Source organism: Curtobacterium sp. NPDC089689 (assembly GCF_044749145.1).
GTDB lineage: Bacteria > Actinomycetota > Actinomycetes > Actinomycetales > Microbacteriaceae > Curtobacterium.
In genome coordinates, this window is sequence record NZ_JBIVHJ010000003.1 from 566,550 (window position 1) to 579,163 (window position 12,614).

Annotated in this window: 9 protein-coding genes; 5 read left to right on the forward strand and 4 right to left on the reverse strand. The window is 71.7% G+C overall.

Translation table 11 applies throughout. The features are described from left to right. Positions 1-46: 46 nt before the first annotated feature. Both ACIPYW_RS14240 and ACIPYW_RS14245 read left to right on the forward strand, forming a co-directional pair. Positions 47-1,456 (forward strand): hemolysin family protein, encoded by a 1,410-nt coding sequence (locus ACIPYW_RS14240; RefSeq protein ID WP_400414604.1) that lies wholly within the window; start codon positions 47-49, stop codon positions 1,454-1,456. Next, positions 1,453-2,535, forward strand: a complete 1,083-nt coding sequence (locus ACIPYW_RS14245; protein ID WP_400414606.1) for a hemolysin family protein — start codon at positions 1,453-1,455, stop codon at positions 2,533-2,535. The genes ACIPYW_RS14240 and ACIPYW_RS14245 overlap by 4 nt, the downstream gene beginning before the upstream one ends. Positions 2,536-2,935: 400 nt before the next feature. Here ACIPYW_RS14245 and ACIPYW_RS14250 read toward each other — a convergent pair whose 3' ends face one another. Beyond that, entirely contained in the window at positions 2,936-4,375 is a 1,440-nt protein-coding gene (locus ACIPYW_RS14250) for a GuaB1 family IMP dehydrogenase-related protein (protein WP_290131508.1), read from the reverse strand. Positions 4,376-4,608: 233 nt separating this feature from the next. On the opposite strand from ACIPYW_RS14250, the gene ACIPYW_RS14255 reads away from it, so the two are divergent. Then, a complete protein-coding gene (locus ACIPYW_RS14255; RefSeq protein ID WP_400414607.1) occupies positions 4,609-8,364 on the forward strand; it encodes a multifunctional oxoglutarate decarboxylase/oxoglutarate dehydrogenase thiamine pyrophosphate-binding subunit/dihydrolipoyllysine-residue succinyltransferase subunit in 3,756 nt (1,251 codons plus the stop codon). Positions 8,365-8,430: 66 nt separating this feature from the next. On the opposite strand, the gene ACIPYW_RS14260 is transcribed toward ACIPYW_RS14255, so the two are convergent. The 3 genes from ACIPYW_RS14260 to ACIPYW_RS14270 all read right to left on the reverse strand — a co-directional run bounded on the left by ACIPYW_RS14260 (position 8,431) and on the right by ACIPYW_RS14270 (position 9,987). After that, entirely contained in the window at positions 8,431-8,871 is a 441-nt protein-coding gene (locus tag ACIPYW_RS14260) for a GNAT family N-acetyltransferase (RefSeq protein WP_400414609.1), read from the reverse strand. Positions 8,872-8,953: 82 nt separating this feature from the next. Next, positions 8,954-9,196 (reverse strand): zf-HC2 domain-containing protein, encoded by a 243-nt coding sequence (locus ACIPYW_RS14265; RefSeq protein WP_058727081.1) that lies wholly within the window; start codon positions 9,194-9,196, stop codon positions 8,954-8,956. Further along, a complete protein-coding gene (locus ACIPYW_RS14270; RefSeq protein ID WP_290131505.1) occupies positions 9,193-9,987 on the reverse strand; it encodes a sigma-70 family RNA polymerase sigma factor in 795 nt (264 codons plus the stop codon). Before ACIPYW_RS14270 ends, ACIPYW_RS14265 begins: the two co-directional genes overlap by 4 nt. Positions 9,988-10,101: 114 nt before the next feature. On the opposite strand from ACIPYW_RS14270, the gene aroA reads away from it, so the two are divergent. Next, positions 10,102-11,514, forward strand: a complete 1,413-nt coding sequence (gene aroA, locus ACIPYW_RS14275) for a 3-phosphoshikimate 1-carboxyvinyltransferase (protein ID WP_400414612.1) — start codon at positions 10,102-10,104, stop codon at positions 11,512-11,514. Next, a complete protein-coding gene (rsgA, locus tag ACIPYW_RS14280) occupies positions 11,511-12,569 on the forward strand; it encodes a ribosome small subunit-dependent GTPase A (protein WP_058727084.1) in 1,059 nt (352 codons plus the stop codon). The genes aroA and rsgA overlap by 4 nt, the downstream gene beginning before the upstream one ends. Positions 12,570-12,614: the final 45 nt, after the last annotated feature.

A 12,614-nucleotide genomic window follows, 5' to 3' on the forward strand; every position in this document is an offset into this window, starting at 1 on the left:
CTCACACGGTGAGCAGCTCCTCCCCGCACGGTCCGGGGGGTGAAGAATGAGTCCGATCGACGTCGTCATGCTGATCGGTGGCATCCTGCTGACGCTCGGCACGGGTGTCTTCGTCGCGTCCGAGTTCGCGCTCGTGAACCTCGACCGCGCCGAGGTCGAGGCCCGTCGCGACCGCGGCGAGTCCGGCCTCGCGCCGGTCATCGGTGCGCTCAAGGTCACCTCGACGCACCTCTCCAGCGCGCAGCTCGGCATCACCCTGACGACGCTGCTCACGGGCTACCTGCTCGAGCCGTCGATCGCGACGCTGCTCGAGGCGCCCTTCCTCGCGATGCAGCTGCCCGAGGCCGTGGTCGAGACCGTCGGTTCGATCGTCGCGCTCGTCATCGCGACGCTGCTCTCGATGATCCTCGGTGAACTCGTACCGAAGAACTTCGCGCTCGCGCTGCCGCTGCAGACGGCGAAGATCGTCGTCCCGCTGCAGATCGCCTTCACGACGGTGTTCAAGCCGGCCGTCGCCGTCCTCAACGGCACCGCGAACGCCGTCCTGCGGGCGATGGGCATCGAGCCACAGGAGGAGCTCTCCGGTGCCCGCAGCGCCGAGGAGCTCACCTCGCTGCTGCGTCGCTCCGCGTCCGAGGGCTCCCTCGAGCAGGACACCGCGACGCTCCTCGAGCGGACCATCTCGTTCTCCGAGCTCGACGCAGGCGAGGTGATGACCCCGCGGCCGCGCCTGTCCACCATCCGGGTGTCCGAGTCCGCCGAGGCGGTCCTCGCCCTCGCCCGGAAGACCGGGTTCAGCCGGTTCCCCGTCATCGAGGAGGACGCGGACGACGTCGTCGGCATCGTGCACGTCAAGCAGGCCGTCGCCGTCCCGCGCGAGAAGCGCCCGGAGGTCCCCGTCGGGGCGCTCATGACCGACGCCGAGCGGGTCCCCGAGACCATGCCCGGTGACGCCCTGCTCGCCGAGGTCCGCAGCCGCGGCTACCAGATGGTCATCGTCGTCGATGAGTACGGCGGCACCGCCGGGGTCGTCACGCTCGAGGACCTCGTCGAGGAGATCGTCGGCGAGGTGTCCGACGAGCACGACCGCGCCCGCATCGACGTGGTCCGCTCCCGCGGCTGGCTGACGTTCCCGGGGCTGCTCCGCCCCGACGAGCTCGAGGACCGCGCCGGGGTCCGGGTGCCGGAGGACGGCCCGTACGAGACCGTCGGCGGGTTCGTCATGTCCACGCTCGGACGTCTGCCCGTCGTGGGCGACGAGGTCCCGATCGACGGCGGCGTGTTCCGCGTCGAGCGGCTCGACGGCCGCCGGGTCGACCGGATCCGCTACACCCCCACGGCGCCCGAGCCGACCGGGTCCCCCGCCGCGCAGTCCCCCGCGACCGCGATCATCATCCCCGCGACGAAGTCCACGCCGACCGTCGACACCACGACCACGAAGGGCGGCTCCCGATGACCACCGTCACCGTCCTCGCCGCCGGCGAGTCCGCCTCGTCCACCTCCGACTGGTGGGGCATCTTCTGGCTCGTCGTGCTGCTGCTCGGCAACGCCTACTTCGTCGCCGCCGAGTTCGCCGTGATCTCCGCCCGCCGCTCCCAGATCGAGCCGCGGGCCGAGGCGGGGTCGAAGGCCGCGCAGATGACCCTCTGGGCGATGGAGCACGCCACGCGCATGCTCGCCACCACCCAGCTCGGCATCACGGTCTGCTCGCTGCTCATCCTCAACGTGTCCGAGCCGGCGATCCACCACCTGCTCGAGGGGCCGCTGCACCTCACCGGCTGGAGCGTCGAGGTCATCGGCACGGTCGCCTTCGTCTTCACGCTGCTCCTCGTGTCGTTCCTGCACGTCGTGTTCGGCGAGATGGTGCCGAAGAACATCTCCTTCTCGATGCCCGACCGCGCCGCGCTCATGCTCGTCCCGACGCTCTGGTACATCGGCCACGGCCTGCACTGGGTCATCGTCGGGCTCAACGAGGCCGCGAACGGCGTGCTCCGGCTGTTCAAGGTCGAGCCGAAGGACGAGGCCGTCAGCGCCTTCACCGTGGAGGAGGTGCAGACGATCGTCGAGCAGTCCCGCCGCGAGGGCACCCTCGTCGACAACGGCGGCACGCTCCGCATGGCGTTCGAGTTCACGGAGAAGCAGGTCAAGGACGTCGCGGTGCCGATGGCCGAGCTCGTCACCCTGCCCGAGGACGCCACCCCGGGCGACGTCGAGCGGGCCGTGGCGCAGCGCGGGTTCTCCCGGTACGTGCTCGTCGGCGAGGACGGCTCCCCCACGGGCTACGTGCACGTGAAGGACGTCATCGACCTGCGCCCGGACGAGTACGACGACCCGGTGCCGCCGAAGCGCATCCGGCAGCTCATCTCGCTCTACACCGAGACCGACCTCGAGGACGCCCTCGCGACCATGCGTGGCGCCGGCCGTCACGTGGCACGGGCGTTCGACGCCGAGGGCCGCACGCTCGGCGTGCTCTTCCTCGAGGACATCCTCGAGGAGCTCGTCGGCGAGGTCGAGGACGCGACCCGACGCCGCTGACGCGCGCAACGACGGACGGGCGCGCCCCGCTCAGCGGCGACGCGAAGCGTTGCGCGGGGCGCGCCGACCGAGCTTGCGAGGGAGGGGTGCCAGCTGGCACCGTGCCTCCGTCCGCTCGTGGTCGCGAGCCGAGACTCGGCGTGAGCGACCGTCCTCGCGGCTCCGGCCACGACAACGGTCGCCCGGCGCGAGGCTCGGGCAGCGATGCAGCCAGCGGACCGCTGACGCAGCCGACCGTCGGACTGGAGGCACGGCGCGCGGCCGCCACGCGCCTCCCGGCCGCCGTGTGCCCCGAGTCTCGTGCTCCCTGCCCCGAGACTCGGGGTCAGCGACGCTTCTCGCGCTCCGGACCCCGAGGCGTGTCGCTCAGACCGAGTCTCGGCCCCGCGCCGACGGCGCGCTACCAGCTGACCGGCAGCGGCTTGCCCTCCTCGTAGCCGGCGGCCGACTGGATGCCGACGAGGGCCCGCTCGTGGAACTCGGCGAGCGACGTCGCCCCCGCGTACGTCGCCGAGCTGCGGATGCCCGTCGTGATCATGTCGAGCAGGTCCTCGACGCTCGGCCGCTCCGGGTCGAGGTAGATCGTCGACGACGAGATGCCCTCCGCGAAGAGCGCCTTCCGCGCCCGCTCGTACGGGTCGAGTCGCTCGAAGCGTTCCCGGACGGCCTTCGCCGACGCCATGCCCCAGCTCTCCTTGTACGCCTTGCCCGCGGCGTCGCGGCGGAGCACACCCGGTGCCTCCAGCGTCCCGGCGAACCACGAGCCGATCATCACGGCCGACGCCCCGGCGGCCAGCGCGAGCGCGACGTCGCGGGGGTAACGCACGCCGCCGTCGGCCCAGACGTGGGCGCCGAGGGACTTCGCGGCCGCCGCGGTCTCGAGCACCGCGGAGAACTGCGGACGGCCGACCGCGGTCATCATGCGGGTGGTGCACATCGCGCCGGGTCCGACGCCGACCTTGATGATCGAGGCGCCGGCGCCGACGAGGTGCGCGACCGCGTCGGCGGTGACGACGTTGCCCGCGACGAGCGGGATGCCGAGCCCCAGCGACGCGACCGTGTCGAGGGCGCGGAGCATGCCCTCCTGGTGGCCGTGCGCGGTGTCGAGGACGAGCACGTCGACGCCGGCCGCGGCGAGGGCCTTCGCCTTCGCGGCCACGTCTCCGTTGATGCCCAGCGCCGCGGCGACGCGGAGGCGACCGTCGGCGTCGACCGCGGGCGTGTAGATGTCCGAGCGGATGGCGCTCGTGGGGCTCGTGGTCCCGACGACACGGCCGTGGCTCGTGACCGGGGCGAAGTCGACCTCCGCCGCGGTGAGGACGTCGTAGACGTGTCGAGGGGTGCCGGCGTCCTCGGCGTCGATGCCGGTGGAGGCGCCGTGCAGGAGGTCGCCGAGGGTCGCGTCCTGACCCGCCGTGCCGAGCCGTGTCGCGGGAACGCAGCCGAGGTACGCACCGCTGCCGTCGCGCACCACGACGCCGCGCCCGGCGACCGGGAGGAGCTGCTCGAGCGCCTCGGCGACCGTGGTGTCGGCGCCGAGGTCGACCGCGGTGTCGAACGCCACCGGCTGGTCCTTCACCCAGCGGATCGCGGCGTCGAGGTCCTGCAGGTGCATGTCCTGCGGCAGGACGCCGAGGCCGCCGCGGCGGGCGAGGGTGGCGGCGAGCCGCGGCCCGGTCACCGAGTTCATGTTCGCGCTGATGATCGGGATCGTCGCCCCGGAGCCGTCGTTCGCCGCGAGGTCCACGTCGAAGCGGCTCGTCACCCCCGACCGGCTGGGGACGAGGAAGACGTCAGAGTAGGTCAGGTCGTGCGTCGGCCGCGTCTCGTAGAACCTCATGGGCCCACTGTACGGCGGCACAGGGGGTGCGGACCGCCCCGTCGGCGCCCACGGTGCGCGCGGTGACGCGCTCGTCCGGCACGACACGCCAGGCGTCCGCCGAGAGGCACGAATCGCGTCCGGCGGTCACCGAACGGTCATCCGGGAACGGCTAGGCTTCCACGCAGTACGGCAGCAGGGTTGCTGCGTACGACACACACGAGCATCTATCGACGGAGAGTGGGCGATCGGCTGTGTCGAGCCATCTGACCGGAACTGACGAGACCGCGGGCGAATTCGGGGCCAACGAGTGGCTCGTCGACGAGCTCTACGAGCAGTTCGTCGCGGACAAGACCTCGGTCGACGAGTCCTGGTGGCCGGTCCTCGAGAAGTTCCACCGCTCCCAGACCGGCCAGGCATCGCCCGCGCCGTCTGCACCTGCTCCCTCGGGGACCACGCCCGCCGCGCAGTCGAGCACGCAACAGCCGGCGACCGGTGACGCCCCGGCCGAGGCGAAGTCCGGCCCGATCCAGGCGAAGACGACCTCGCGTCAGCCGACGCCGCAGCCGATCCCCGCCGAGGCGAACGACGCCACGGACGAGCACGAGGAGACCCACGAGGACGTGGCCACCCCGCTCCGGGGCATGGCGAAGACCCTGGCGTCGAACATGGACGCCTCCCTGACGGTCCCGACCGCGACGAGCGTCCGGACGATCCCGGCGAAGCTCATGATCGACAACCGGATCGTCATCAACAACCACCTCCGACGGGCCCGCGGCGGGAAGATCTCGTTCACGCACCTCATCGGGTGGGCGATGGTGCAGGCCCTCAAGGAGTTCCCGAGCCAGAACGTCTTCTACGAGGAGCGCGACGGCAAGCCGTTCGTGGTCGAGCCCGCCCACGTCGGACTCGGCATCGCGATCGACGTCCCGAAGAAGGACGGCACCCGTTCCCTCCTCGTGCCGAGCATCAAGCGTGCCGAGAGCCTGACGTTCGGGCAGTTCCTCTCCGCCTACGAGGACCTCGTCAAGCGCGCCCGCGACAACAAGCTCACGCCGGCGGACTTCCAGGGCACGACGATCTCGCTGACGAACCCGGGCGGCATCGGCACCGTGCACTCGGTCCCGCGCCTCACCAAGGGTCAGGGCTGCATCATCGGCGCCGGCGCCCTCGAGTACCCGGCGCAGTTCCAGGGCTCGGCGGAGAAGACCCTCGTCGAGCTCGGCATCGGCAAGACGATCACGCTCACGAGCACCTACGACCACCGCGTCATCCAGGGCGCCGGCTCGGGCGAGTACCTCAAGAAGGTGCACGAGCGCCTCATCGGGGGCCACGGCTTCTACGAGGGGATCTTCGCCGCGCTGCGCATCCCCTACAAGCCGATCCAGTGGGCGAACGACATCAACGTCGACCTCGCGCACCGCGTCAACAAGACCGCGCGCGTGCAGGAGCTCATCAACAGCTTCCGCGTCCGCGGGCACCTGATGGCGGACATCGACCCGCTCGAGTACCGACAGCGCACCCACCCGGACCTCGAGATCGAGAGCCACGGGCTGACCTTCTGGGACCTCGACCGCGAGTTCGTCACGGGCGGGTTGGCCGGCACGACGAACGCTCCGCTCCGCGACGTCCTCGGCATCCTGCGCGATGCGTACTGCCGCACGACCGGTGTCGAGTACATGCACATCCAGGACCCGGAGCAGCGCCGCTGGGTGCAGTCGCACATCGAGGTCCCCTACGCGAAGCCGTCGAAGGACGAACAGCTCCGCGTCCTCGGCAAGCTCAACGAGGCCGAGGCGTTCGAGACGTTCCTGCAGACGAAGTACGTCGGGCAGAAGCGCTTCTCACTCGAGGGCGGCGAGTCGACGATCGCGTTCCTCGACACCCTCATCCAGCAGGCCGCCGGCGCCGGACTCGAGGAGGTCGCGATCGGCATGGCCCACCGCGGCCGCCTCAACGTCCTCACGAACATCGCCGGCAAGACGTACGGGCAGATCTTCCGCGAGTTCGAGGGCTCCTCGTTGCCGGGCTCCGTGTCCGGTCAGGGCTCCGGTGACGTGAAGTACCACGTCGGCACCGAGGGCGTGTTCCGTGCGAGCGACGGCACGGCGATCCCGGTGACGATCGCGGCGAACCCGTCGCACCTCGAAGCGGTCGACGGCGTGCTCGAGGGCATCGTCCGCGCGAAGCAGGACAAGCAGGGCCCCGGGTCGACGAACGTGCTGCCGGTGCTCGTCCACGGCGACGCGGCGATGGCCGGTCAGGGCGTCGTGGTCGAGACCCTGCAGATGTCGCAGCTCCGCGGCTACCGCACGGGCGGCACGGTCCACCTCGTCATCAACAACCAGGTCGGGTTCACGACCCCGCCGGAGTCCGCCCGCAGCTCGGTGTACTCCACGGACGTCGCCAAGACGATCCAGGCGCCGATCTTCCACGTGAACGGCGACGACCCCGAGGCCGTGTCCCGCGTCGCGGAGCTCGCCTTCGCCTACCGCGAGGAGTTCCACCGCGACGTCGTCATCGACCTCATCTGCTACCGCCGACGCGGACACAACGAGGGCGACGACCCCTCGATGACCCAGCCGCTCATGTACAACCTCATCGAGGCGAAGCGCTCCGTCCGCACGCTCTACACCGAGGCGCTCGTCGGCCGCGGCGACATCACGCAGGAGGAGTACGACGAGGCGCACCGCGACTTCCAGGACCGCCTGGAGCGCGCGTTCGCCGAGACGCACGAGGCGCAGACCGGCACGATCCCGGTCATCACGGGCGACGACGACGGCGCCGTGAACGGCCTCGAGCGCCCGACCTCGCAGCGGGACGACTCCGAGAACGACGTGCACGAGACCGCCGTCCCCGAGGACCTCGTCCGGGCGGTCGGCGACGCGCACAGCAACCCGCCCGCGGGGTTCTCCATCCACCCGAAGCTCCAGCAGCTGCTCGCGAAGCGCACCGACATGACGCGCAACGGCGGCATCGACTGGGCGATGGCCGAGCTCATCGCGATCGGCTCCGTCCTCGTCGAGGGCAAGCCGGTCCGCCTCGCCGGCCAGGACGCCCGACGCGGCACGTTCGTCCAGCGCCAGGCCGTCTTCCACGACCGGGTGAACGGGCAGGAGTGGCTCCCGCTCGCGAACCTCACCGAGGACCAGGCCCGCTTCACCATCTACGACTCGCTGCTGAGCGAGTACGCGGCGATGGCGTTCGAGTACGGCTACTCGGTCGAGCGTCCCGAGGCCCTCGTGCTCTGGGAGGCGCAGTTCGGTGACTTCGCCAACGGTGCCCAGACCGTCATCGACGAGTTCATCTCGTCCGCCGAGCAGAAGTGGGGGCAGCGCTCGGGTCTCGTGCTCCTGCTCCCCCACGGCTACGAGGGCCAGGGACCGGACCACTCGTCGGCGCGCATCGAGCGTTACCTGCAGCTCTTCGCCGAGGACAACATGGTGATCGCCCGGCCGTCGACCCCGGCGTCGTGGTTCCACCTGCTGCGTCGCCAGGCATGGGAACGGCCGCAGAAGCCGCTCATCGTGTTCACCCCGAAGGCGATGCTGCGCCTGCGCCAGGCGACGAGCCCCGTCGAGGCGTTCACGAACGGCACCTTCGAGGAGGTCGTCGACGACGACCGCCAGCTCGACGCCGGTGCCGTGCGCCGCGTGGTGCTGCACTCCGGCAAGGTCCACCACGACCTCCGCGCCGAGGCCGAGAAGACCGGCCGCGGCGACGTCGCCCTCGTCCGGCTGGAGCAGCTCGCGCCGCTGCCCCTCGAGCGCATCCTCGAGGTCCTCGGCCGCTACCCGGACGCCGAGGTCGTCTGGGCGCAGGAGGAACCCGAGAACCAGGGTGCCTGGCCGTTCGTGTGCATGAACCTCTCGCCGCACCTGCAGGGTCGGCCGCTCTCGGTCGCGTCGCGTCCGGCGAGTGCCGCACCTGCGACGGGGTCGTCGAAGCGCTCCGCACAGGAGGCCACCGAGGTCATCCGCGCCGCGCTGGGTTCGTCGGACCAGCGCTGAGCGGGAACGGGGCGAGGGCGGTCGCGCAGTGCGCGGCCGCCCTCGCCCTGTCCGGTCGGTCCGACCTCACACGATGCGGGTGTACCGGACTCCGGCCTCGTGGTACCCGCGCTTCTGGTAGAAGCGGTGCGCGCTGTCCGTCGCGGCCGCACTGACCGCGCTGAGGCGACGCGCACCCTGCTCGGCTGCCCACGTCTCGAACGTGCCGAGGAGCGCCGAACCGGTGCCGTGCCTCCTGGCCGAGTCGTCGACGACGAGCAGCAGCAGTTGCGCCGTCGGCTCGTCCGAGGCGTACGCCCACGTGACCTGCGCTCCCGCGACGGCCACCGCTCGCCCGTCCTCACCGCGCACCAACCATGTGCGGTGCCCGGCCGCCGGCGTGAGCCGCTCGAGCCGGGAGCGCATGTCGTCCGGGTCGACCTCGTGGCCGAGGAGGCGGACGAGGGCGCTGACGTCGGCGACGTCGGCGTCGGACCAGGTGGTGACGGACTCGACAGCAAGGGTCATGTCGCGACCCTACCGAGCACGGACGGCGTGTGACGACACGCTGACCGGGCTCGCAGGCCGGCCGCCGCGCCGCCGACCAGCGTCAGTGCGTCGCCTGCTCCACGCGGATGCGGGCGAGGACCTCGGCGCGCAGCTGCTCGGGAGCGGTCTCCTTGCAGGCACGTCGGACGGTCTCGATGAGGACGACGCCGACGCGGTGCTCGCTCGTGCAGTCCTCGCAGTCCTCCATGTGCTCGCGGATGTCCGCCGCGTCCTCGCGGCAGAGCTCGCCGTGCAGGAACTCCTCGAGCTCCGCCTTGGCCTTCGAGCAGTCGCAGCCGCTCATCGTGCTTCCTTCCCTTCGACGCGACCCGAGGTCGCAACTGGCTTCCGGCCGCGTCCGCGCATCGTCGCCGTCGACGCTGCGTCCGGGACGATGCCGGTCTCACGGGCGTGGTCCGCCAGCAGCCCCCGGAGGAGGCGGCGGCCACGGTGGAGTCGGCTCATGACCGTCCCCACGGGGGTCTTCATGATGTCGGCGATCTCCTGGTAGGAGAAGCCCTCGACGTCCGCGAAGTACACGGCCATGCGGAAGTCCTCGGGGATCGCCTGCAGGGCGTCCTTCACCGCCGACGAGGGCAGGTGGTCGATGGCGTCCGCCTCGGCCGAGCGCGCCGAGATCGACTGCGTGACGCTCTCCGCGCCGCCGAGCTGCCAGTCCTCGAGCTCGTCGATGGTGCCCTGGTACGGGTTCCGCTGGTTCTTGCGGTACGTGTTGATGAACGTGTTCGTGAGGATCCGGTACAGCCAGGCCTTGAGGTTCGTGCCCTGCCGGAACTGCCGGAAGGCCGCGAACGCCTTGACGAAGGTCTCCTGCACGAGGTCGGACGCGTCGGCGGGGTTGCGGGTCATCCGCATCGCCGCGCCGTACAGCTGGTCCATGAACGGCAGCGCCTGCGTCTCGAAGAGGGCGCGGAGCTCCGACTCGGACACGGTCGTCTCGTCGGCGAGGACCTCGTCCTCGTCCTGGACCGCGTCGAGCTGCGCCTCGGTCTCCTCGACCAGGTCGTGCGGAGCCGCCACGTCGTCCGGTCCCGCGACGTCGTGCGGTGCTGCCTGCGGTTCGTCGGTGGTCATCACGGCCGAGTCTAGGCCGAGCGTGGTGACCGCGACGGGCAGGTGCGTCCGCTCGCGCGTCAGGGTTGCTGTCGCCAATGGTCCTCCCGGTGGATTCAGTACCCTGGTGAACCGATGGCTGCCACGACGCATTCCCACCAGGCCCCCGCCCCCTGGACCGCCCCCCGCGCGCGCGGTCCGCTGCGCGGCGACGTCGCGCTGCCCGGGTCGAAGTCGCTGACCAACCGGGAGCTCGTGCTCGCCGCCCTCGCGGACGGGCCGTCCACCATCCGCCTGCCGTTGCACTCGCGCGACTCGGCCCTGATGATCGCCGGGCTCCGGCAGCTGGGCGTCGGCATCGAGGAGGTGGGCATCGAGGAGGTCGCCCCCGGGTCGGACGGCGCACCAGGTGTGCCGAACCCGTACGGCCCGGACCTCCGGATCACCCCGGCATCGATGCACGGCGACGTCCGCCTCGACTGCGGCCTCGCCGGCACCGTGATGCGCTTCCTGCCACCGCTCGCCGCGCTGGCCACCGGACCGGTCACGATCGACGGCGACCCGTACGCGCGGAAGCGGCCGATGGGCGCGATCATCCGTGCGCTCGTCGACCTCGGCGTCGACGTCACCGACGACGGCGACGGCGCGATGCCGTTCTCCTTCACCGGCACGGGCACGGTCCGCGGCGGCTCCCTCACGATCGACGCGTCCGCGTCGTCGCAGTTCGTCTCCGGCCTCCTGCTGTCGGCGCCGCGCTTCACCGAGGGCCTCCACCTCGTGCACGCGGGCGAGCGACTGCCGAGCCTGCCGCACATCGACATGACGGTCGATGTCCTCCGGGCCCGTGGCGTGCGCGTCGACCAGCCCGCCGTCGGCGAGTGGGTCGTGCACCCCGGCCCGATCGGCGCGCGCGACGTCACCATCGAGCCCGACCTGTCGAACGCCGCGCCGTTCGCAGTCGCCGCCCTCGTCGCGGGCGGCACGGTCCGCATCCGCACCTGGCCGACCGAGACGACCCAGGTCGGTGCCGACCTCGAGACGCTCCTGCCGCTGTGGGGAGCGACCGTCACGCGGGACGGCGACGACCTCGTGTTCGACGGCGGCGTCGGGGTCGCGGGTGGGGCCTCCCTGCCGGGTGTCGAGCTGGACCTCACGCGCGGCGGCGAGCTGGCCCCGGCGCTCGTCGCGCTCGCGGCCCTCGCGGACGCGCCGAGCGAGATCACCGGCATCGGCCACCTCCGTGGACACGAGACGGACCGCCTCGCCGCGCTGGCGGCGGACCTGAACCGGACGGGAGGCGCGGTGCGCGAACTCGATGACGGCCTCCGGATCGAGCCCGCTCCCCTCCACGGCGCCGACTGGGCCGCGTACGACGACCACCGGATGGCCACGGCCGGCGCGGTCGTGGGCCTCGTCGTCGACGGCGTCGCCGTCGACGACATCGGCTCGACCGCGAAGACCCTGCCCCAGTTCCCCGAGCTGTGGGCGTCGCTCGTGGCGTCCGGCAGCGACACCCGGTCGGCGCCCGCGGGCGGGGTGACCCCGTGAGCTGGTGGGACGACGTCGACGGCGACGACACGGACGACGACGAGCCGTACGGACAGTACGAGTCGAAGGTCCGCATCCGGCCGAACCCGAAGGGCAACCGGCCGCGCACGAAGGTCCGGCCGACGTACGAGGACGCGCCGGTCGGCTGGGTGACGAACGTCGACCGCGGGCGGTACGGCGTGCTGGTCGGCTCCGGTGGTGCGGACGAGCGGGTGATCACGGCCACGAAGGCGCGGGAGCTCGGCAAGAAGTCGGTCGTCACGGGCGACCACGTCTCCCTCGTCGGCGACCTGTCCGGCGAACCGGGCTCGCTCGCGCGCATCGTGAAGGTCGCCGACCGCACCACGCTCCTCCGTCGCAGCGCCGACGACACCGACGAGGTCGAGCGCGTCATCGTCGCCAACGCCGACCAGATGCTCGTCGTGGTGGCGGCGGCCGACCCCGAGCCGCGGACCCGACTCATCGACCGCTACCTCGTGGCGGCGTTCGACGCGGGACTCGACCCGATCCTCTGCATCACGAAGACGGACCTGGCCGACCCGGCGCCGTTCCTCGAGCACTTCGCGTGCCTCTCCTTGCGGATCGTCACGAGCCGCTCGGACGACGTGCCGTTCGACGCCCTGCACGAGGTCCTCGACGACCGGGTCACCGTCACCGTGGGGCACTCGGGCGTCGGGAAGTCGACGCTCGTGAACGCCATCACCGGCGCGACCCGTGCGACCGGGCACGTCAATGCCGTGACCGGACGCGGGCGCCACACGTCGTCGTCCTCGATCGCGCTGCGGGTGCGGGACGGCGGCTGGATCATCGACACCCCCGGCGTCCGGTCGTTCGGCCTCGGCCACGTCGACCCCGCGAACGTCTTCCGGGCGTTCGCCTCCCACGCGGTGCCCGTGCGGGAGCCCGTCGACGGCATCCCCCTGTCGCAGGCGCACGACTGGGAGATCGTGGACCGGGTGGCGGACGGCGAGCTCGGGCCGACCGGGGTCGAGCGGCTCGACTCGTTCCGTGCCCTGCTGACCGGGATGGGCGCGGAGGACCCCGGGCAGGAGTAGCCCACCGCGACCGGGCTGGCGCGCTGGGCACGCTCCCTCCGTCCC

What these genes read in the sequence shown, in the direction of transcription:
- ACIPYW_RS14240 (WP_400414604.1), top strand. Translation starts at nt 47, where the DNA reads ATGAGTCCGATCGACGTCGTCATGCTGATCGGTGGCATCCTGCTGACG.
- ACIPYW_RS14245 (WP_400414606.1), top strand. Translation starts at nt 1,453, where the DNA reads ATGACCACCGTCACCGTCCTCGCCGCCGGCGAGTCCGCCTCGTCCACC.
- ACIPYW_RS14250 (WP_290131508.1), bottom strand. Translation starts at nt 4,375, where the DNA reads ATGAGGTTCTACGAGACGCGGCCGACGCACGACCTGACCTACTCTGAC.
- ACIPYW_RS14260 (WP_400414609.1), bottom strand. Translation starts at nt 8,871, where the DNA reads ATGACCCTTGCTGTCGAGTCCGTCACCACCTGGTCCGACGCCGACGTC.
- ACIPYW_RS14265 (WP_058727081.1), bottom strand. Translation starts at nt 9,196, where the DNA reads ATGAGCGGCTGCGACTGCTCGAAGGCCAAGGCGGAGCTCGAGGAGTTC.
- ACIPYW_RS14270 (WP_290131505.1), bottom strand. Translation starts at nt 9,987, where the DNA reads ATGACCACCGACGAACCGCAGGCAGCACCGCACGACGTCGCGGGACCG.
- aroA (WP_400414612.1), top strand. Translation starts at nt 10,102, where the DNA reads ATGGCTGCCACGACGCATTCCCACCAGGCCCCCGCCCCCTGGACCGCC.